Source organism: Lentisphaera marina, from assembly GCF_028745505.1.
GTDB lineage: Bacteria > Verrucomicrobiota > Lentisphaeria > Lentisphaerales > Lentisphaeraceae > Lentisphaera > Lentisphaera marina.
In genome coordinates, this window is the sequence record NZ_JAQZZL010000001.1 from 697,394 (window position 1) to 718,715 (window position 21,322).

Annotated in this window: 14 protein-coding genes; 8 read left to right on the plus strand and 6 right to left on the minus strand. The window is 43.8% G+C overall.

Annotation, left to right across the window (positions count from 1 at the left end; all coding sequences use genetic code 11):
- The first annotated feature begins 218 nt into the window (after positions 1–218).
- The 3 genes from PQO01_RS02995 to ltrA all read left to right on the plus strand — a co-directional run bounded on the left by PQO01_RS02995 (position 219) and on the right by ltrA (position 3,700).
- The gene (locus tag PQO01_RS02995; RefSeq protein WP_274312560.1) at positions 219–1,514 is read left to right on the plus strand and encodes a hypothetical protein; all 1,296 of its coding nucleotides are present in this window, start codon (positions 219–221) and stop codon (positions 1,512–1,514) included.
- A gap of 669 nt (positions 1,515–2,183) precedes the next feature.
- Positions 2,184–2,357 carry a hypothetical protein gene (locus PQO01_RS03000; RefSeq protein WP_274312561.1) on the plus strand — a complete coding sequence of 58 codons (174 nt, stop codon included), beginning with the start codon at positions 2,184–2,186 and terminating at the stop codon, positions 2,355–2,357.
- An 11-nt stretch (positions 2,358–2,368) separates the two neighbouring features.
- A complete protein-coding gene (gene ltrA / locus PQO01_RS03005) occupies positions 2,369–3,700 on the plus strand; it encodes a group II intron reverse transcriptase/maturase (protein WP_274312562.1) in 1,332 nt (443 codons plus the stop codon).
- Positions 3,701–3,857: 157 nt separating this feature from the next.
- Here ltrA and PQO01_RS03010 read toward each other — a convergent pair whose 3' ends face one another.
- The 6 genes from PQO01_RS03010 to PQO01_RS03035 form a co-directional block, all read right to left on the minus strand.
- A complete protein-coding gene (locus tag PQO01_RS03010; RefSeq protein ID WP_274312563.1) occupies positions 3,858–5,183 on the minus strand; it encodes a hypothetical protein in 1,326 nt (441 codons plus the stop codon).
- A gap of 173 nt (positions 5,184–5,356) precedes the next feature.
- Positions 5,357–6,787, minus strand: coding sequence for a DUF1501 domain-containing protein (locus PQO01_RS03015; RefSeq protein ID WP_274312564.1), 1,431 nt, complete (start codon positions 6,785–6,787; stop codon positions 5,357–5,359).
- A complete protein-coding gene (locus PQO01_RS03020) occupies positions 6,784–9,852 on the minus strand; it encodes a PSD1 and planctomycete cytochrome C domain-containing protein (RefSeq protein ID WP_274312565.1) in 3,069 nt (1,022 codons plus the stop codon). The genes PQO01_RS03015 and PQO01_RS03020 overlap by 4 nt, the downstream gene beginning before the upstream one ends.
- Positions 9,849–10,712: a GntR family transcriptional regulator gene (locus PQO01_RS03025; RefSeq protein ID WP_274312566.1), complete on the minus strand. Its 864-nt coding sequence runs from the start codon at positions 10,710–10,712 to the stop codon at positions 9,849–9,851. Before PQO01_RS03025 ends, PQO01_RS03020 begins: the two co-directional genes overlap by 4 nt.
- Positions 10,713–10,893: 181 nt before the next feature.
- A complete protein-coding gene (locus PQO01_RS03030) occupies positions 10,894–11,748 on the minus strand; it encodes an alpha/beta hydrolase (RefSeq protein WP_274312567.1) in 855 nt (284 codons plus the stop codon).
- A gap of 22 nt (positions 11,749–11,770) precedes the next feature.
- Positions 11,771–14,263, minus strand: a complete 2,493-nt coding sequence (locus PQO01_RS03035) for a sulfatase (protein WP_274312568.1) — start codon at positions 14,261–14,263, stop codon at positions 11,771–11,773.
- 313 nt (positions 14,264–14,576) lie between these two features.
- On the opposite strand from PQO01_RS03035, the gene PQO01_RS03040 reads away from it, so the two are divergent.
- From PQO01_RS03040 to PQO01_RS03060, 5 genes are all read left to right on the plus strand, one after another.
- Positions 14,577–16,748 (plus strand): hypothetical protein, encoded by a 2,172-nt coding sequence (locus PQO01_RS03040; RefSeq protein WP_274312569.1) that lies wholly within the window; start codon positions 14,577–14,579, stop codon positions 16,746–16,748.
- A 35-nt stretch (positions 16,749–16,783) separates the two neighbouring features.
- Positions 16,784–17,674 carry an endonuclease/exonuclease/phosphatase family protein gene (locus tag PQO01_RS03045; RefSeq protein ID WP_274312570.1) on the plus strand — a complete coding sequence of 297 codons (891 nt, stop codon included), beginning with the start codon at positions 16,784–16,786 and terminating at the stop codon, positions 17,672–17,674.
- A gap of 187 nt (positions 17,675–17,861) precedes the next feature.
- Positions 17,862–19,361 (plus strand): sulfatase family protein, encoded by a 1,500-nt coding sequence (locus PQO01_RS03050; RefSeq protein WP_274312571.1) that lies wholly within the window; start codon positions 17,862–17,864, stop codon positions 19,359–19,361.
- Positions 19,362–19,369: 8 nt separating this feature from the next.
- Positions 19,370–20,287 (plus strand): alpha/beta hydrolase, encoded by a 918-nt coding sequence (locus PQO01_RS03055; protein ID WP_274312572.1) that lies wholly within the window; start codon positions 19,370–19,372, stop codon positions 20,285–20,287.
- A 2-nt stretch (positions 20,288–20,289) separates the two neighbouring features.
- Complete coding sequence (locus PQO01_RS03060) at positions 20,290–21,312, plus strand: GDSL-type esterase/lipase family protein (protein WP_274312573.1); 1,023 nt, start codon at positions 20,290–20,292, stop codon at positions 21,310–21,312.
- The last annotated feature ends 10 nt before the right edge of the window (positions 21,313–21,322 follow it).

Sequence of the window (21,322 nt, forward strand, 5' to 3'; positions counted from 1 at the left end):
GTTTTGAGGCCCTTGTTAGAACTTGCGCTAAAATTATGAACAATCATCCAAAGAATTTCAGCAAAAGTAAACATCATAAGATACTTCTGTTATAAGACTTAATACTAAGCAAAAGAGACGCAGTATCATTAAAATCAATACGGGCTATCTCTATTTCATTATCGCAGTATGAACTTGACGCGGTCCATTCATAAAACTAAATATTTAGAGGCATAAAAATGTATAAACAATTTCTTCTTATCTGTACTATCTTTGCACTACTTTCTTGTTCATCAAAACAAGTAGAACCGACTGATGGAAGCGTTCGCATTACTGATATAAACAAGGAATCCCCAGCGACCGGATCGGAGCAAGCCGCACATCTTGCCAACGAAAGGATGATCCTGTCGGGCGATACATCTGCCGTAAAGGGATCAAGCATCTTCGATAGCCAGAAGGGCCTCTTCAAGCTGTCACCGGATGGAAAGAAACTGTTATTCTACCGCGCGGAGCCTGCGGAGGAGAATGGTCACAAGGGAGTAGTCAGGCTGGTGCTGCGGGACCTGACGGACGGGAGCGAGACGCTCTTGCCGTTTCCCGCACTTCCCAAGCAACTGGTCCAATACCTCCCCATGATGTCGTTCTCAAATAATCCTTTCGACAAAACAGGCACCAAAATTGTGATGGGAGTCGGAATCGATACGGACGAAAACGGCATATTCGATGCTCAGACCGAAAAGATGCAGGCGGTTGTGTTCGACTTCACAACTTCCAAAACAACGAATCTCTCCGCGACGGGATCATTCGTCACGGCCAGCTATGACAACACTGGTGACCGATATATCGTGTCTGCCATCGACCAGGGCGAACACGACAAGATACACCCGGGCGAACACGACAAGATACGCTTGCTTCTCGCCGACACGGACCAGCTCAATTGGCAGGAACATGTTTTATCAGGCTATCCACGAGCCATCTCGCCCTGCACCGACCTAATCATGCTCCTAAAGGCATCAGAAGTGCATGGCCGTGAGCTCCCTACCGATCTCCTCTTGTATAACACCAGAGAGCGCAAGGAAACCGCAACGCTGCCGGCGTTCAATAAGATCGGCGCATTGTCACTGTATACATACGTCTTTGTTCCGCAGTGGACGGCATCGGGCGAACACCTCCACTACATCGACGTCTTCGGTTTTCCCTATGACCCGCGGCATGGAACAAGAATCTGGGAACGGGATTCGCAAGCCGTTATCAAGGACCTGCCAAACGTTGTCCCCATTGGCCCCGGCCCCACCAAGTCGTCCCTGGTCCTTGTGCGTGTGGACGAGGTAAAAGAAAGTGGCAGTAGGGTGATTGGGATCGTGGTGCATGACGCATCCAACAACCAAACGTGGGAAATCCCCCTGCCGGATACCCGCATCCTCGGAACGCACGGCAGTCACGTGATTTACACAAGAAAGGACAAGGCTGGCAAGGAAGCCGTATACATGGCGAAGATCGTGCTGCCGAAAGCCACATCCGCTTTGCCTGAATAACATACACGGGACACGGGCTTGCCTAATCAGGTCCGTAGCTAGGTGATCGACGGGTTTATTGGCGAGCCAAGAAGAGCCAGAATATGCTGATGACCAACGGGAACGCGCCAGGGCTAACAAAGAGTCGCGCTGATATTCTCGCCTAGGCTCGAAAACAGGTAAACTCAGACGTTCTGTAGGAATAATAATAAATATTTTTTTTTTGAGTAAAACGAATCTAAAAAAACACATCTCCAAAGACTCAATAATTCATCGATCATTACAAGAAAATACGAAACATAAATCAATGGGTTCACACCCCAGGCTAGAAGGTTTCATGGCGATGCCATGTAAAACGAATCCCAAAGGGATGGCATAGTACGCCTATGCGTACACAACATCAGCGAGGTGAAAGACCTCGTCAGGGTTGGCCGTTAGCCCTGTAGTCGAAGCCAACTGCGTCGTTGTGAGACGGGGTGGGTAGTAGGGCCGAGATGAAATACCAGTCCGTAGGATGACGAACACGATTCGGCCGGTTAGGGTGTCGAGCCCGCTATGTCATGGCGAAGACCAGAGAGTGGGTGGAAGAGCTGCGTAGCCTGAGGGCGAAGTAAGCCAACTGCTCAAGCTGTACACGCTGAAGAAAGGCGGAAAGAAAAGCGATGTATAGACGCTGACAGGTGATTGGTGATGGAATGGTGTGAAGGTGTTGTGGATCAAGTAGGGAGACCTGTGTGGGCAGTACGGATGAATCCGCCACGCAGGAGTCAGAGCCCCCATAGTAGCGATGAAGGTGGTGAAAGCCACTGGAGCAAAGGGGGGCAGGAAGGTGAAACTGAGAAGAAAAGAGTAGAAGGAATGTAAGAATGTCAGAAATGGCTAAACAAATATTAGGACGAGATGAACGCTTTGTTGAAATACAAGCGTGGGCGTCACCTTCTGTCTGGACGGATCAGATGCTGAAAACTCTTCATAGAGGAGTTGAAAAAGGCAAGTGGTACAGCTTATCAGATAAGCTGATGCGTAAGAATAATATTATGGAGGCTTGGGAGAAAGTGTGTTCAAATAAGGGCAAACATGGAGTGGACATGGTATCAATCGAGCGCTACGAATCAGAGCTGGAGCATAATAATGCTAAGCTTCTCGAAGAACTGCAAGATGGAAGGTATGATCCCCGTGCAGTGCGCCGAGTGGAAATCCCAAAAGGTGATGGTCGAAAGACCAGACCTCTGGGAATACCCACAGTGCGTGATCGAGTAGTTCAAACAGCTCTGAAACATGTGATAGAGCCGATATTCGATATCGACTTCTCGCCCTACAGTTTTGGATTTCGTCCAAAGCTGGGTTGCAAGGATGCACTTAGACGAGTGAATGAATTGTTAAAGCAGGGCTATCTCTATGTTATGGATGCCGACATCCAAAGCTACTTCGATACTATACCACATGAGAAACTCATGAGTCGAGTCAAGGAAAAGATCATTGATGGTAAAATTCTTGATCTGATCGAACAATTCCTCAAAGCCAATATCTTTGATGGTCTCAAACATTGGGAACCTGAAGAAGGTACACCGCAGGGAGGAATTATCAGTCCTCTGTTAGCAAATATCTATCTTGATCCCTTTGATCACAAGATGACCGAGGCTGGATTCGAGATAGTGCGCTATGCAGACGATTTCCTGATCATGTGTAAAAGTAAAGAATCAGCCAAAAGGGCATTGCGCAAAACGCGAAGGTGGATGAAAGCCAATGGGCTGAAACTTCATCCAGAAAAAACGCGAATTGCCGACATGACAGAGAAGTGCGAGTACTTCGAGTTTCTCGGATACCATTTCGAGAGAACGCGAAATACACATCGCATTAAACGTTGGCCAAGGAAGCAGAGTCTGAAGAAATGCAAAGATGCCATACGCAAGAAAACGAGGAGAAGCAATAAGGACTCAATAGAGGACATAATTGCTTACCTTCGGCCAAATCTTGTCGGATGGTATCAATACTTCAAGCACTCCACTGTGTATGCAATGCGAGGGATAGATGAATTTACACGCAGAAGACTGCGCAGCATTATAGCCAAATATAATCGCAAGAGAGGTTCTCATCGCATGATTGATACTCGTAAATACAATAAAGCCTACTTTACAGATCTAGGCTTCTTTTCACTGGAAGAAGCCTGGAAACTGGAATTTCAGTCTCTTCGGAGTAAGCACTGACTGGAGAGCCGTATGCGGGAGAACCGCACGTACGGTTCGGAAGGAGGGGAGACTCCGCAAGGAGTCTTCCCTACCCTTATTACTAGCTCCAGGTGTAAACGTGGGGCTAAATGATGTAATAAAAATCGCGTGCTTTTAGGTACACTAAACCCCAAAGTTATGGCTCAACAAAATCGTAGAGGAATAGAACGACTCCGATGTGAGAGCTATACCAAAATTGATTATAATCAAAGCCAACAACGATACGCTTATCGGGTTGCAAGTAATAGGTCGTGTAATTCGCCGTTTGCATGGCACGCTGAAGCATAGTTTTGTCATTGCTCGCTTCAGCTAATTGCTTGAGCGTTGATGCCCAGTTGAGGCTGTGGATACCCATGACATAATTACATTGAAGTTGCTCGCGGATACCTTCTGCGGGCTCAAAACCTTTGATTTTATCCATGAAGATCTCTTCAACCCATTCATTGAGTTCGAGAGCCAGTTCTAGGTAGTTATTATCCTCTGTGCGATTTTTCAAGAGATAACGAATGGTGTCGAGACAGTCATAATTCGTACGACCGTTTTTACTTTCTGGGATGTCTTCATAAAAGCCACGAAACTCTTTTGTTTTAATGGGGCCATTGATGAGCCAATTCCATGTTCTATCACGGCAGGATTTATACTGTTGATTATTGTTAATGGCATCGAGTTTTTCAAATAATTGCACGGCATAAATGACGCTGCTGGTGTATTCCTCGATGATTTTCTTTGTTTTGGGATCAACTCTAAAAGGCCAGGTGCCATTAGGTCTTTGATTATTTACGAGCGATTTCGCAATCACTTTAGCAGCATTAAGAAAGCGCTCCTCCTTACTGGCATCGTACAAATCTATATAGCTTATGCCAAGTACGGCAGCTTTATCGGGCATAATGCCGGATTTGTCGCGAAATCCACCGGGTTTTTTGTGTTCAAAAGTGCTGTAGGGCATGCCGGCATATGCCCAATCAGATGGCGTACTATTGGCAATATTCCAGTCGCCTAAATTAATGGCCTCATCGAGAGCTCGCTGATCTTTGGTCGTCCGCCAGTATGTGAGAAAAGTTTTGATACTCAGAGCGTGATGAGCAGCTGGGTAGGAAGTGAATCGGTCAATGGCACGCGGAAATGGATAGCCGTTGTGTTGGAGATTTGAAAAGTAAATCCAGGGCATTTGGACTTTTCCGTCGTCATCAATTAACGAGTCTTTAGGCCCCTTGAACCATTGTGGATGATCATCAAATATGAATGACATGCCCCTGTCAATAGTTTCCTGATAGCTTTGGAGTGGAAGTAGGAACCCCTTGGCGTCGCGTTTACGAGCTGCAACAACCATGTGCTTTTGCCACTTAAAAGTCTTGATCTGATCCCATCTTATATCGGAATGGTTTTGTTTATTGGCATGAGTGGATAATTGCGGAATTGATAAAAGGGCTGTAATGCCCAGTACCATAAATTTGATATTCATAATGACCTCTTAAATGATGAACTGTAATTGATCTCATAAGGTGGATACACTTACTTAGCCATTTATTACTGTCGCAAGCGCCAAAATGACTGTCCTATTCTATATTTTGACGGGATGCGTCAAAAACAGGGGTGATCAAACTTATAGGAATGGATGTGATTTTTACATTTAAATTAAGCAATGATATCCTTAATGACGTGACCAAAGTCGCGGTCCAGACGCTTATAACCTGGGACCTCCATTCGACGAGGGTCGAGGCCCATTTGATGGAGAATCGTCGCGTGCACATCGGTCACGTAGTGAGGTTTTTCGACGGCGTGGAAACCCAATTCATCTGTTGAGCCGTGGACAATTCCCTTTTTGAGACCTCCACCGGCCATCCAGACACTGAAACCAAAGGGGTGGTGGTCGCGTCCATCGGCACCTTGTGAACCGGGTGTACGGCCAAATTCCGTGGCAAAAACGACGATGGTGTCATCGAGTAAACCGCGTTGTTTAAGGTCTTTGATGAGCCCAGCAGTGGGCAAGTCCACTTGCTTAGATAGTTTAGTATGTCCCTTTTTAAGCCCGGAGTGATTATCCCAAGCACCGGCTGCACCATCGCCATGCATGATTTGAATGAAGCGAACACCCCGTTCTGAAAAACGACGGGCGGCTAAGAGCTGCTGGCCGAATTCACGCGTTTCTGGGTAGTCTAAACCATAGAGCTTTCTAGTTTCCGAAGATTCTTTTGTGAAGTCAATGATATTAGGAACGGCTTCCTGCATGCGAAATGCCAGTTCATAGGATTTCATGCGAGCTTCCAAGGCGGGGTCCTTGGGGAATTGTCTGGCAGCGAGCCGATTCATCTGATTCGTAAAAGAGAGTGCTTTTTGCTGATCTTTGCGGGAGAGATTATCAAAGGGCTTCGCATAGTTGAGGGGATTCTTGGGATCGATTTTTAGGTTGATCGCATCGTAGGCCGGACCTAGATAATGCCCATCCTTTTTTTCAAAAAAGCGAGGGCCAACATTGATGAATTGAGGCAGATCCTGACTGAGAGGATTAAGGCCATAATTGATCCAAGCACCAATAGTTGGAACACGGGGGTCAAGGAAGTGTCGACCCGAGTGGAATTGAACCTGGGCACCATGATTATTATCGGTGGTCCACATGGAGCGAATAAATGCTATCTCATCGGCACAGCTACCAATGTTGGGGAACCAATCGCTGATTTCAACGCCCGCTTGGCCGTACTTCTTGAAACCCGTTTGCATGGGGTAGATTTTTTCGCGATTTTGACCATTAGCATCACCTTTAATGGGGACGCGTAGGTCCTTGAGATTACTAGGATCTAAGACATGGGCAAAAGGACTTTCGCTAATGGATTTTCCCGCATACTTATTCAGCGCTGGCTTGGGGTCAAAGCTCTCCATTTGACTGAGTCCACCACGCATAAAGAGCCAAATAACTTTTTTAGCTTTGGGAGCAAAATGGGGAAGCCCGTCGGGGGGAGCATGAGCTTGGCTAGCGTTTAGGCCACCACCTAGGGCCAAAGAACCGAGTCCTAGTGAAGAATGCTTGAGGAAAGAGCGTCGAGTACTGCTGTAGTTTGAATTTTTCATCGGATCACCAAGAAGTCGTTAAGGTTTAAAAGGGAATGGATAAGGCCTCTGCGCTCTTTATTTTCCTGTAGGAAAATTAGGCAAAGTTCTAGTTCTTCGGGGGAGATTTCTTTACCGATAATTTGATAATACGCTTGTCGGCAAAATTCGGCATTGCTGAGCTTTGAGTCAAATTTTTTACTAATGGCTTCGGCCGCTTCGATCGCAGTTTGACTATTCATAAGTGCGAGGGCTTGTTGAGGCACAATACTTTCACTCCTGCGGTAACAGCTAAAGACGTCGGCATCATCAAAGGGTTCGAGAAACTGGGAACGTCCGTCACGGGAGTGAAAAAAGTAGATACTTCGTCGCTTAGCACTGGGACTTGGAGTCAAAGTGGGCCCGCCCATTTTCAGTTCGAGTTTGCCACTCAGAGCTAAAATACCATCTCGTAGGATTTGTGATTCCATTCGTCGTGGGTTCATGCGCCAGTAGTATTTGTTTTCTGGATCAGCAGATATTGTTGCGACATCTGCATTTAAGTTGGACGAGCTGCGTTGCCAGGCTTTTGATGAGAGCATGATTTTGTGAATGTGTTTCATGCTCCAATTGGATTCGATGAGCTCTACCGCCAAGTAATCCAGAAGGTCTTGGTGTAAGGGTTTTGGAGCCTGACGACCAAAGTCAAAAACAGTATCGACCAAGGGAGTTCCAAAATGCCTCATCCAAATGTGATTGATGGCGACGCGAGCAGTTAGTGGATGATCTCGGTGAATGAACCACTTGGCTAAGGCAGTGCGTCGTCCCGTACTGGTTTTGGGATATAGGGGTGAGTAGTCTTCGACTTTGTCCTTAGCAAGAATATGAGCCTTTAAACTCCCCTTAATAGAAGTATATGCGGGGTACTTCTTTTCCTTTAAAGCTTTTTTATCTTGCTCTATACTTTTAAGTATATGGGCTCTTTTTGCAGGATTAGCTTTGGCTAATTCGAATCTTGCTTTTGCGAGTTTGAGCTCGAGTTCCATACGTCCAGCTTTTGCGGCCTTATCTGACTTATTTTGACTAAACTTATCTTTGTCGGCAATGATGACACTTTCGAGTAAATCGAGTTCCATTTTGCTGATGTCGAGTTCCATTTTGGCAATCGTTTTTAAGTCCTGGTGAGCAATATCAATGGTTTTGTTCTTAGCAGTTTTGAGGACGAGTTGAGAATCGAGCTGACGGACGTCAATAGCATAAAAATCTGCCGTTGAATCAAAAGAGAAGAGTTCAACTGAACCTGAATTACGGTGCGGAAGATTGTAGGTGATGAGGAGTTTCTCATTGAGGTAGACATTAGCCAGTTGATCCCGAACTTGAATCTTAAGACGATATTCCTCGTTGAGTTTGATGGGGATATTGGCCAGAGCATTTGGATATATGTGTTTGCCATTTACGATGTGGAAAAATTGAATTTTTGTTCCACCCGACCAAGCACTTGTATAAACGCCATGAGCTAAACTGCCGTCTTTATTCGCATCGAAGATGGCACCCGTAGATTTCCATGTCTTACCTCCAGTCGTTTGAAACTTTAAATTGAGTTCAAAGTCACGAGGATGAGCTTTTTTAGAACGTAGGTAATTGCGTTCCATTGTCGGTGTGATATTTGAGAGTATCCCACCCTGATAACGCCAACCGGAGCCTTTCATATCCCATGTATCGGGGCGAGCCGTTTGGAATTGATCAGACAGTTCTGTAAACTCGATTAATTTTTGAGGTGCTTTTACAGGTGCATTGTTTTTGAGATCATCATATATTTTTTGAGCCTGCTGAATTTTTCCCTTAGCTTGTTTACGTAGTTGAACATGAACAAAACTTTTTGATCCAGGTGCCCAGGCGTCGAGAGGTAGCTGTACAGGCTTTGCGGACTCCGCAAAAGACCCCAGGAACTGCGGAACTGCAGAACTTATTTTCTTTCTTTTATGGGGTTTGTTTTCGTCTCCGCCTTTGTGGAGGTAGGTGGGAGTATCTAAATGTTCGTCATAGACACGCGGTAGGCCACTTTGTTCATAATTGAGTGAATCAGGAAGCGCATCTGTTCGCACATGATAAGGTTCAAAAATAGCACGAAAATTATAGTAATCTGTATGATCAATGGGATCGTATTTGTGATCGTGACATTTGGCACAGTTCATTGTTAGTCCCATGAATGCTTTACCCGTATGTTCTATCACATTATCCAACCAAGTGGTTCGATTAAATTTGTAGTAATTGCGAGCAAGAAAGCCAGTCGCCGCGATAGTTTTGGGCTCATTGGGAGCAATTTCATCAGCGGCGAGCATTTCAGTAATCATTTGATCGTAGCCTTTGTCTTCATTAAGGGAATTGACAATCCAATCACGCCAATGCCACAAGTGTTTCTGGCTATCGCGAAGTTCTTTGTCCAGTCCATACCAATCGCTGTAGCGCCACACATCCATCCAGTGGCGACCCCAGCGTTCGCCATATTGAGGGCTGGCAAGTAATTCCTCTGTAATTTCTTCTATAGATCGGGAATCTTTCATTTGCTCCGGTGTAGGAGGCAGACCAATAAGATCGAAATAGAGACGACGAATCAGTAGGCTGCGTTCGCTAAGTCCCTGAGTTTTGAGTTTTTGATCAATTTGCTTTTGCGCGAGATAAAAATCTACTGGGTTATGTCCGGCGGGGGGAATTGTCTCGGGCTTTTCAATTCTTTGGAATGACCAATGGTTTTTCGGATCACTTTCGGCTTGCTCATTTTCTGGAGCGGGAGCTCCGGCTGCAATCCAGCTTTTTATGAAGTCGATTTCTTTCTTGCTTAGGGAGTGGCCTTCTGGGGGCATTTTCTCGTCTTCCTCATCTGACTCGAGTCGAATAATGAGCTCATCATTATTAATCACGTCTCTTTCATGCATGAATTCAACCGTGTCCAAACGGAGCTTCCCCTTTTGTTTCAGTACACCATGACAAGCGAAACAGCGTTCTTTAAAAAGAGGTTTGATTTTATCGAGGTAGAGGTCTTTCTCATCTGCTGATAAAGAGATGCTGACAAGAGCTGAAACAAGGAATAAACGCAGCAAAATCATAGTGTCCCCAGCTTAGAGATTTCAAGGTTTTTTAGCACAGGGTGATTGTGGTGAATATGATTGATCAATGCTTTGCGAGCCATCTTTTTGTCGCGCTTGAGTAGAGCATTTAGTATTTCATGGTGCTGCTCCACTGCCTGATTGGCGGCGTCGCGATCTTCACCTTCCCATTCAAAGAGAATCTTAAAAAAAGCTTTGTGGCGATTGAAGAAATCTTTGATGTAGAAATTATCAGATTTTTCTACGAGATAATCATGGAGGCGATTATCGATTTTGGGATGTTTGTCTGAGGATGTCGAAGCAATATTGCCTTCAAGTATTTCTTTCAGATCACAATCCACCATTTGATCCCAGGCTAGTTCCAGCGCTTTGAGTTCCATGACTTCGCGGACTTCGCAATAATTATTGAGATCCTTTTGAGTAAATGGGCGAACTCGCCACCCACGGCGAGGGATGTGTTCTAGCAAACCTTGTCCGGCTAATTGTAGAAGGTGCTCTCTCATAGCTGAGCGACTAATATCGTATCTTTTGGCACCAGCTTCCTCTCTAATAAATTCTTCAGAATTCCTAAGACTTAACTGTACAATATCTCGTAATACATCTTCGTAGGTATTTTTTAAAAAGCCAGCTTTTGATTTTCTTGATCTAGTTCCAAGCTGTGGGCTATTGATAGCCTCAAGTCGGCCATTAGGCAATTTTTTTAATAAGTCACGTTCAAGCAAGTTTGCGACAACAGCACGTATCGGAGTAGAACTACTTTGGTAATATTCAGACAGAGCTGCAATGCTCATTTTACAGGGGATTTGTCCACGCTGTAATTGGGACGTCAAATCTTCTTCTATATGCTTACTTAGGCTCATAAATCATCTTCTCTTTATATCTTATTGTCCCCTATAACATGTTTTTGTCGACAATGTTTCATGGCTTAGTGATATTTATGTAGATTTGCCTATTTTCTTATATCAAATGCCAAAAAAGAACAAAAAAATGCAGGGGGACTAAGACCCTCTGCATGATGGATAAATGATTATTTGACTAGAGTTAAAAACCGAAAACTTTTAGGGATTCATAGGCGCGATTGAGCCAGTCGCCTATATGGTCGTTTTTGCCGTCAAGAGTGGGGCGAGCACCAAAGCCATGGCCAACTTTTGCGTAGATATGCAGTTCTGCGGGGATATTCATGGTACGGAGCTTGTGGTAAACTGCGACTGAGTTCATGGGTGAATACTGATCGGTATCGCCATGAATGAAGCACATGGGCGGGGTTTTTGCGTCGAAGGCAAAGTCTTTCACCATGGTAGAGTTATTGCCTTTACCTTTGTTGGCGCCATTGGCGCCGTCTTCCAAAACATAAGCAGGGTAAACGGGCACGGCGTAATTGACGTGGCAGGGGAGCTTATCTAATTCATCAATGGCTTTGTATGAATTTGTTTGAGAAGTGGTGGAAGTCATGAGTGTGAGGTGACCACCTGCGGAGAACCCGAGTACGGCAATTTTCTCCGGATTGATCTGCCATTCTTTGGCTTTGCTACGAATGATGCGCACCGCGCGTTGGGCATCCTGCCAAGCCGCCATGTGTTTGGGAAGGCCTTTGGGACGAGGAACGCGGTATTTGAGAACGCAAGCAGTGATTCCCTTTTTATTAAAATATTCGGCAACGGGCCAGCCCTCGTGGCCAATTGCAAGACCATTGTAAGCACCACCTGGGAAAATGAGGATGATGGAATCGGATTTTTTTTCTTTTGGGGCAAAATAGAAAAGGCGGGGAGCTTTTTTGTCGTCTTTTTCATTGGGGGCAAACTTGGGCCAGAGTTTCATCTCTACTTTTTCGGAGGCGAATAATGAAAAGCAAAGTGTAAAAAGGGTGATTAAAAGACTTAATATAAATTTTTTCATGGGTAGGGAATTCCTAGCTTGCTTATTTTTTGATACTGATAAAGAGCTTATCGAGATAGATGAAAGATTCATTTTCATTGGATCCTGATAAGCTAAAAGAGTCTGGGATATTGAACTTATGATCATAGTAAGGTAGGCGACTACTCAGGGATTCTCCCTCCTCACTGATGATGGAAATAGTGCAATAACGATCATTTTTTTCTCCAAGTCCAAAGTTCATAGCAAACTGATACCACAGACCGGGTTTTAGGCGCATTACGCTCCGACCATTAGATTTAAGTACTTGGTCGAGAATATTAATTTCGCCGATTGTCGTTCGTCTTCCAGAGCTATGATCGCGTAAAATCACCGATAGTTGCGCAGGTTTTTCCTTATCCATTTTAAAGTTAAAAGATAAGTTGAAACTACCATTAAAATCTTTGGGGATAGAATGAGTTGAATAGGAAAGGAGTGGCATCCACGAACGTTCTAAATTTGCGGAGTCAGCAAATTTGAGGGATTGATTTCCTGAAATGGATTCTTGCTTCGATAAAGACAAGCCCTCAGTCAAATCTAAGTTCTTTGAAAGTGAAGTCGCTTCAAAGTCTTCTTTGAGAAGAATAGTTTCATTAGCTTTTGCTAAACTAACTTGCTCAAAATAATCCTTGAAATTGATGGGGGCTTTCATGTCTCCTCTTGGGAAACCCGCAAATTGGGCCTGTGATGAAAAGCTGTTGTTTTGAAGTTTTGCTTTATCGATTTTTGGGTAAGTCACAAGGAAGTTATTTTCATCGATGAGGTTGATGAAGTAATGAGTTGTTTGCGGTGGCAAGTCAGCGCTTACTTTATCATTTTGAATCTTGGCGGAGATGCGTTGCCACTCTTCGTTACGGTCACCACCCTTGATCGTGTAGATCAAATCAGCATTAACAAGCTTGGCGCCTTTATTCTCATAAGTGATTTCAATTTGATTGCCTTCTTGTTTAAACCCAACAATTTTCGGAGCCTTTTCTTTGTGAGCTAGCTCACCTTCATAATCCGGATTGCCATAGGGGGTTCTACCGCCCATTTCTTTGATCATTGACTGAAGTTTAGAATTGAGTTCATGCGCCTTTTCTGGGAGTTGATCGGCCAGGTTTTTCATCTCCTCAATATCTAATCGCTTTGCCTTCCCCTGCTTCGTTGAGTAAAGCTGGTAGAGCTCTAGAGCTGCGGGCTTATTATGGCGGCGTATTAGCTTGAAGTCATTTTGGCGAATCGCACTGGTATTTTCTGCTTGAGGAAAGTGCCAAAACATCGTGTCGCGAACTTTTCCAGATGAATCACGAACGAGTTCTGAATCACTAAGATCATTTTTTAGTAGAGGATTGATATCACAACCATCTAATATTTGATCATTAGCCTTTTTGGCTCCTACAAAGGATAAAATAGTCGGGTAAAAATCAAGGCCATTGACCATGACTTGGCTTTCTTGCCCGGGACTAATACCTGGACCAGTAATGATGAGCGGGACGCGAATTCCACCCTCTTTGATAGAAATTTTTCCGCGATCTAAGGGGAAGTTATCCGTATAAATTTCTTGATTAGTGCCTTCCATGCCGCCATTATCTGAAGTGAAGATAATGAAGGTATTTTCAATGAGCTTGTGCCCCGCCCAACGAGGATCATCAGTTTCTTCTAGGTAGTTGAAGATTTGGCCCATGTAGTAATCGAGTTGCTCAACCATGGCACAGTAAAAGGGATTGCTTTGGCCTTTTTTCTTCCAGCTTTTCTTGTGTTCATCAGTAAGTTTGACGCCCAGCTTTTTTTCGTATTTACGCAGGAGTTTTTCACTGCGCATGACGATGGGGGAATGCACGAGCCAGGTGGCGTAGTAGAGAAAAAAGGGCTTGTCTTTGTTGTCTTTAATGAAATTCATGGCGGCATGTTGTGGCGCATCAAAGGGCATGTCATTATCGTCGAGGCGATAGGGATCATTTTTGTCTTTGCTAGCAAAGCCGGTTAGCCGGTCTGGGGTCATATTTACTTGTACACCTCGATCGTGGGCTGAGAAATCAAAACCATGATGAAAGGGTTTGGGATAGGCATAATGATTTTTGGAAATATGCCATTTCCCACTGTGACCAGTGGTATAGCCTTGGTCTTTAAGAGCTTCAGCTAAGGAGTAAGTGGAAGTGGGCATGCGAGCACTATACCAAGGAGAGATTTGAGCCGTACGGGTGGGGTGAGAGGGATGTGGAGGGTGGCCACCTGCGACATGAGTCATCTCACCTCGAGCGGGGTGATGTCCACTGAGAATAGCGGCTCGACTTGGAGCACAAACGGGTGCAGGTGAGTAAGCCTGCCAAAATTTGACGCCCTTTTTTGCGAGGGCATCGAGGTTTGGCGTTTCCATGGGTGAAGTGGCATCAATATCGAAGCATTTTACATCCTGCCACCCCAAATCATCAGTGAGAATCAAAAGGATATTTGGCTTAGGCCTCTGGCTTGCAAATGTGGTACAGCATAATGTAAATAATAAAAGGCCTTTAAGCATAGATGAATTTCCAGGTTTATTTGTTTTAACTAATCAACACCCTCCGAATACTTTTTGATACAAAAATGAGAAAGTTTCAGCGACTTAAAAATGACTTAATACATTATTGAGTTGAAAAGAGGTGTGATGACTTTCTAAGGCTAGTTTCTTTGATCCTTGTTCATGGGTTTTTGCTGCTGTAAGACTTATAATTAATTCGGTATTATATGTAATCATCTATGCAAAAAAATCTTTATTTTTTAGATGCAAAGTATCATTTTAACTTTTGTCTTGCTTATGAATGGTAATTATTAAAAATAATTTGGTTTTACTTATGAAGAAATACTCTGGTGTTTTGGTACTGTTACTGATAAATATCATGCTCATTGGCGCTGAAAAAGGACCTAATTTAATTCCTCAAAAAGCGGATAAGGTTGCTAATTACTGGTGTACTTGGTATGCTCAAAATTATTGGATTGGGCGTGGCACTGACCTTAATGATCTAAAGGGAGTGACGAACTCGGCGGCTCGCGAAGAAATTAATTATCACACACTTTTTAATCCTAAAGATGGCTGGGCATCGACTTATCTAGATAAGGAGAGTCGCAAGGATTATATCTTCCTAATTGATCATGGATGGCAGTCGAAAAGAAAAGAGGAATACATAGCCGGAGGCGGTCCTTTTTTTAATATGATTACTGATCCGCGAGACTTTGCGGAGTACGCACATTTGGAGCCCAAAGAGCGCCTCAAAAAATTTAATGAAGATATCAAAGCTTTGGGCTGGGATTCACTAGGACTATGGACGCGTGGGAATATTAACGAAAAGCAGGCCCGTACTTTTGTTGAGTGGTCAAAATATGCCGGAATCAAGTATTGGAAAATTGACGGTGGTAATGATGGAGGCAAGTACTTTTCCTATAAAGTGAAACAGGAAATTTATCCCGAATTGGTACTTGAGTATATTACGGGTTCAGGTGGTAATATTAACCCAAAATGGAATCAAAAATTAGATTCTTACCCATCCACTTACGAGTTCGGAGGAAGTACTCAACGCCCAATGCTTTCCATGGTGAAAAATACTGACGTCTTTCGTACTTATGATGCCTCGCCACTGATGATGTCAGTCACGACTTTGCGACGTACGCACGATATCCTCAAGCAGACTCAACAGCAGCAAGAAAACATTGCCTTACTCAATGTTCAGGATGACTGCAATATTGCGGTGGGACTTGGAGTTTTAGTGGCGAGTAAGCGACATCCCAACATGGGTGAGCGTACCTTAAAGGGGCAAGATCTGCATCACCAACTTTCGGGCCCACGTCTCATGCAAAAGCGCTGGGATGAAGTGAAACGTTTTGGCCGCTGGGCGCGCATTGCGCCGGCTTTTGCCGCTGGCGAGGGAACTTACCTGTATTCCAAAAATGAATTAGTAGATCGCTGTGTATTCACGCCTTGGGATACTTGGGCAGCAGGGACTTACGGTAAAATGGTGAGCCAGAGTGCCCCCGCAATTATGGCGCGCAATATGCCTCTAGCAATAGTTGAGGCAGGGGAGCACGCTCCTTATGTTTGTACGAGTAGGTATCCAAATGGTGCTACGGGTATTGCCACGGAGGGCCGAGTGACGCCGGAGAATCGCTGGTTTGAACCGCGAGCCAAAGTCACCGTAAAAATTAAGGATGCATCCAAGCCAATTGCAATTGTCGGTCGTTACAAGGAGCTCGTGCTGGAATTTGCAGATGAACTTTCTGGACTCGATCAAGTATGGGCGCAGGATCTTTTGGCCGATCATTCCGAGGACATAAAAAATAAAGTTAAAATATCAGCTAATCGCCTGATCATCAGTGGTGCGCTTATTGATGAAATTGGGACTTCTTCGGCTACGCCAGGTGATCTTTCAGTTCCGGGTATGATCTTGAGTTTGAGTGGGAAAAATCTACCCGTCTGGGGAAGCGATTACACACCTAAAGTAAAGCTGGAAACGGCGCCTAAAGCGAAGTTTGTGAAGACCAAAGGCTTCTCGGGTCCGGCGTCTATTCAGAAGAATAATTATGGTCATTTAGTCTCTAGCTCTGAGTCTAATAAAATTTCTTATGCGCTGAAAAAGCTACCACAAAGTTTTAGCTCGGGAAAAGTAACAATTCAGTGGAAGATGAAGGATGCCAATTCGGGTGCCGCCACGCGCAATGGCTTTTTGGTGGTGAGCAGTGACGAAGATTCCTTATCTTCTGTTTTGGCAGGTGCTTGGACGGGATCTAAACAAATGACTGTTTTTGAAGGCCTAGGCGGACATCATAAAGTTGCCAAGCCGGCTTTTAATCCGGGTGCAGAAATGAATTGTCGTCTACAAATTGATCTTGATAAGCGCAGCGCTGAAATGACGGTCAATGGCGTTACATCAAAAATCTTGTTTTCCGAAAGTATGACCAGTATTAGTTATGTGGGTTTTGCGGTTAAGGGAGCCAAAACATCCTTCAGCAAACTCAAAATTAGTCGAGAATAAGTGCTCACTTCAATGATAAAGTAAAGGATTTAATGATGAAGTCAATTATCTGCTTAAGCCTACAAGTATTACTATTGAGTTTTACACAAGTTTTAGCTGGGAGTTTAGAAAAGGACGAAGCATTAAGTTCTGACTTTCGAATCATGGCTTTTAATATCCGCAATAGTTATGCTAGGGATAAAGAACAGAATCAGTGGAAGTTGAGAAAAGACCTCGTTTATAAAGTTATACGGGATCATGAACCAGATGTACTGGGGCTGCAGGAAGCCAATCACAAACAGCTAGGTGAGCTTAAAAAACAGTTCCCAAATTATGGATGTATTGGCGTGGCGTCTGGAGGCGGAACAAAGGGGCAGTATTCAGCTATTCTATACCTAAAGAGTCGTTTTAAGCTTGTTGATTCGGGGGGTTTTTGGATCTCAGAGACTCCAGAAAAAGTATCTAAAAGTTGGAGTAGTGCTCATCTTCGTATTTGCACATGGACACGATTAAAGGACTTAAAAACTTCCAAAGAATTAGTGGTTTATAATACTCATTTGGATGATGGGTCTAAACAGGCACGCGAAAAGGGCGCAGAAATGATCATGAAGCATCTGCATGGTCAAAAACTCAAAGATTCATTTATTGTCATGGGTGACTTCAATGCGCCAGAAGAAAGTAGGGCCATAGCGCAAGTAAAAGGCACCGGAACTTTCACTAAAGATCCGTATCCCAAAGCAGTAGATGCCTTTCGAGTTTTAAATCCTGAGGCCAAAAATGTGGGGACTTATAATGGTTTTTCTGGGAAGGATAGTGGTGCGAAAATTGATTATATTTTTGTGCCCAAAAACGCTCAGATTATGGAAGCCGAGATCTTAAAAACAAATCATAATGGACGATATCCTTCAGATCATTTCCCCGTGACAGCTCGAGTTCGTTTTAAGTAAGATGTTAATGTAGGTGGCTTGCAGTAGCCAAGTGATTTTTACAGTGAAGTTGATTTAGAGAATTCAATAAAGAGTTTTTTAATCAATACTTGTAACAAAGGTACATGAATCTTGTAAAATAAGTTAAGTGCCGAGGAGTTTTTTCGAACTCAAAGGCGATGAAAATTTATTTAAGGAAACTCGTACAATGAAAAAATTTCTTGACCTAGCTATATTTAGTTTTCTAGCTTGTATAAGTTCTTTGTCAGCTAGTAGTGAACGCCCAAACATTCTACTCATCTTTTCCGATGATCACGCTCAGAAGGCCTTGAGCTGTTATGGTAATACTGATATTCAGACTCCGGCCTTAGATCGCCTGGCGGAAAGCGGCATGCGTTTTAATCACGCGCTGGTCACCAATTCTTTTTGTACGCCTTCCAGAGCTACGGCTCTAACGGGGAAATACTCTCATAAAAATGGTGTCACGAAGCTCAATCAGCCCTTTGATGGTTCTCAGCAGACTTTCCCCAAGCTGCTTCAAAAAGCGGGGTTTGAAACAGCGCTATTTGGTAAGTGGCACCTCTTATCGCAGCCCACTGGTTTTGATTATTACTGTGTTCAAAAAATGCAGGGTATGCCTTTTAATCCACGAGTCTTTGAACCCCAACACAAGTGGATCCCTTGGAGTCCTCAAGACCGTAAGTCTTACATGAAAGGCGGGCGAGTATTGCAGGGCTACAATAATGATGTGATAACGACTGAGGCCATTAATTGGATAAAAAATAGAAAGGATAAGTCTAAGCCTTTTTGTCTCTTGCTTCACCCCAAACCACCGCACGCTCCCTATACGCCCGCAACGCAAGACGAAAATTATTTAAAGGATGTGACCATACCCGAGCCACCAACACTCTACGATGATTATAAGGGGCGTACTCCTGAGGCTATTGCCAAAGTCATGCGATCCAATCGCATCATTTTAAATCCTGCCTTTAAGTCTATGCGAGCGAGGATTGAAAAAGAAAATCCTAATATAAGCGAAGGTGAATTAACCAGCAAAATGTACCAGGAATATATCAAGGGTTATTATCGTTTGGTAAAGTCAGTAGATGATAATGTGGGGCGCGTTTTGGATTATCTTAAAGAAAGCGGTTTGGAGAAAAATACCATAGTCATTTATACTTCAGATCAGGGCTTTTCTCTAGGTGAGCATGGCTTCTACAATAAGCAGTGGATGTATGAAGAGCCTTTGCATGCACCTTATTTAGTGAGCTTTCCTGGGCGCATCAAGGCAAAGCAAATTCACGAATCCATGACTAGCCATGTGGATATCGCACCAACGATTTTGGATTTTGCGGGCATCGCAATCCCTCAAGATATGCAGGGTTATTCACTTAAATCTATTTTAATGGGAGATGCCGAAAAAGTTAGGGATGAATCCTATTATCATTTCTACGATCACGGTAAACAATTGCCCGAGATGATTGGCATTCGTACAGATCGCTACAAATTGATCTTTTATCCCACTATGCAGGGCAAGTATCGCTGGGAGTTGTTTAATTTGGAGAAGGATTCTCAGGAAATGAAAAATCTGGCTCACAACCCCGAATACCGCAAACTAAAAGAGAATCTGAAAAATCAATTACGTCAATTGATAAAAAAATATGACGACAATTCTGGTAATACGAAGCAATTATTTATCAATAAATAGGAAAAATCATGTTTAAGAAGAGCTTACTTTTATTAATCACTGTGGGGCTGAGTTTCGGTCTCGTGGCGCAAAAGAAAAAACGCCTTAAAGAACCAAAGCCAACATATGCGAATGTGGCTTATGGAGAGTTTGAGCGCAACAAGATTGATGTTTGGCTTGCCAAGGGAGACGGTCCTCGCCCCGTACTGATTTTTATTCACGGAGGTGGATGGGTCGTTGGTGATAAAAGTAAGACTCGGGGCATTCAGCAAATACTCGACAAGGGAATTTCTTTTGTTGCAGTCAACTATCGTTTGACGGCGACTGATCCACTTCCTGCACCAGTAATTGACGCTGCGCGTGCGGTTCAGTTCGTGCGTTACAAAGCTAAAGAATGGAATCTTGATAAGAACAAAATCGTACTACGTGGAGGAAGTGCGGGGGCAGCTACATCCATGTGGATTGCCTGTCGCGACGACTTAGCCAATCCGGATTCAGATGATCCCGTTGAGCGGGAATCAACTCGCGTGCAGGGCATCGTTGCTGCTGGTGGTCAGAGTGCTATTGATCCTAAGCTCATTGAACCATGGATCGGTCCCAATGTCTATCATGAGATGATTTATAAGGCCGTTGGTGAAAGTTCTATAAAAGATGCCTTAAAAAATTATTCCAAGCATGAAAAACTCTATAAAGAATTCTCGGCTTACAATCATTTAAGCAAAGATGATCCACCGATGTTTTTATCTTATGGCGCTGATTTAACTGTGCCCTCAAAGAATTTGGGACATGGCATTCACCACGGTTTATTTGGTATCAAAATGAAAGAAAAATCACAGCAAATCGGCCATGATAAGATCTACCTCAATATTGGCAAAAAGGATGTTTCTGAGTTTAAAAATCCCGATGCTTTTATAGAGGCAATACTACTTGGAAAAGAAAGGAAATAATAATGAGAAAAGTCTTTATGAAAACACTTAATAAGTATTCGTCTTTAATATTGACGAGCACGGTCTTGCTTTCTTGTCAGAGTTCAAAAATTGAAAAAGCAGGATTTGTACAAAACTTAGAAGCTGGGGAAGAGCAAACTATCGTGACCTACGGGACGAGCCTCACAGCAGTTGGCGCCTGGGTGGGTCAACTCGATGTTTTATTGGAGCAGCAGTTTCCGGGCAAGGCAAAGGTCATAAATGGCGCCCAGGGAGGAGCTAATTCCGCTTGGGGTGTAAAAGCATTGGATCAAAAGGTTTTGAAGCATAAGCCCGATACAGTCTTTATTGAGTTTGCCGTCAATGACGCGGTGGAGAGAAGAAAAACGAGTGTTGAAGTAGCCAAGAACAATTTAAATAATCTCATTGAACGCATCTTGGCTCAGAACCCCCAATGTGAGATCATTCTTGCGACCATGAATGTTCCCGTTGGCCATACGGGTGTTCAGCGCCCTAAAGTTGATGATTATTATCAGATGTACAGGGATGAGGCCAAGAGGCATGGTTTTAAGCTTGTTGATCACAATGCAGTATGGAAGGATTTGCTTGAAAAAGACCCAGCGCTTTACATTCAATACATGCCGGATGCCATTCACCCAGTTTATGAGGGATCGCTCAAAATTATTACACCACATTTAGTCAAAGAGCTTGGCTTAAAAGGTGGTGATGCGAGTAAGAGTCAATTGGCACCCTGTTGGAAGTACATGTTTAATTCTATGGATAAGATCAAAAAGGATCGCAAAGTCACTCGGGCTGAATATGAGCTGTTTTGGGCCAATCACTTCAAGATGCAGGATGCCAATAAGGATGGCTTGGTCCAGCCCAATGAATATCCGGAGCAGGGCATTTTTAATCACTTTGATGCCAACGGTGATAAGCTTGTTTCATTGGATGAGTATCAGAAAGTTTATGCCTATCATTTTGAGAAGTTTGATAAAGCTAAGCAAGGTGAGTTAGATTTAAAAAAATTGAAATATAATTACTAGGGACAGAATT

Bases quoted from the DNA above. Each gene is read 5' to 3' on its own strand.
- PQO01_RS02995 (WP_274312560.1), top strand. From the start codon at position 219: ATGTATAAACAATTTCTTCTTATCTGTACTATCTTTGCACTACTTTCT.
- PQO01_RS03000 (WP_274312561.1), top strand. From the start codon at position 2,184: ATGGAATGGTGTGAAGGTGTTGTGGATCAAGTAGGGAGACCTGTGTGG.
- ltrA (WP_274312562.1), top strand. From the start codon at position 2,369: ATGGCTAAACAAATATTAGGACGAGATGAACGCTTTGTTGAAATACAA.
- PQO01_RS03010 (WP_274312563.1), bottom strand. From the start codon at position 5,183: ATGAATATCAAATTTATGGTACTGGGCATTACAGCCCTTTTATCAATT.
- PQO01_RS03015 (WP_274312564.1), bottom strand. From the start codon at position 6,787: ATGAAAAATTCAAACTACAGCAGTACTCGACGCTCTTTCCTCAAGCAT.
- PQO01_RS03020 (WP_274312565.1), bottom strand. From the start codon at position 9,852: ATGATTTTGCTGCGTTTATTCCTTGTTTCAGCTCTTGTCAGCATCTCT.
- PQO01_RS03025 (WP_274312566.1), bottom strand. From the start codon at position 10,712: ATGAGCCTAAGTAAGCATATAGAAGAAGATTTGACGTCCCAATTACAG.
- PQO01_RS03030 (WP_274312567.1), bottom strand. From the start codon at position 11,748: ATGAAAAAATTTATATTAAGTCTTTTAATCACCCTTTTTACACTTTGC.
- PQO01_RS03035 (WP_274312568.1), bottom strand. From the start codon at position 14,263: ATGCTTAAAGGCCTTTTATTATTTACATTATGCTGTACCACATTTGCA.
- PQO01_RS03040 (WP_274312569.1), top strand. From the start codon at position 14,577: ATGAAGAAATACTCTGGTGTTTTGGTACTGTTACTGATAAATATCATG.
- PQO01_RS03045 (WP_274312570.1), top strand. From the start codon at position 16,784: ATGAAGTCAATTATCTGCTTAAGCCTACAAGTATTACTATTGAGTTTT.
- PQO01_RS03050 (WP_274312571.1), top strand. From the start codon at position 17,862: ATGAAAAAATTTCTTGACCTAGCTATATTTAGTTTTCTAGCTTGTATA.
- PQO01_RS03055 (WP_274312572.1), top strand. From the start codon at position 19,370: ATGTTTAAGAAGAGCTTACTTTTATTAATCACTGTGGGGCTGAGTTTC.
- PQO01_RS03060 (WP_274312573.1), top strand. From the start codon at position 20,290: ATGAGAAAAGTCTTTATGAAAACACTTAATAAGTATTCGTCTTTAATA.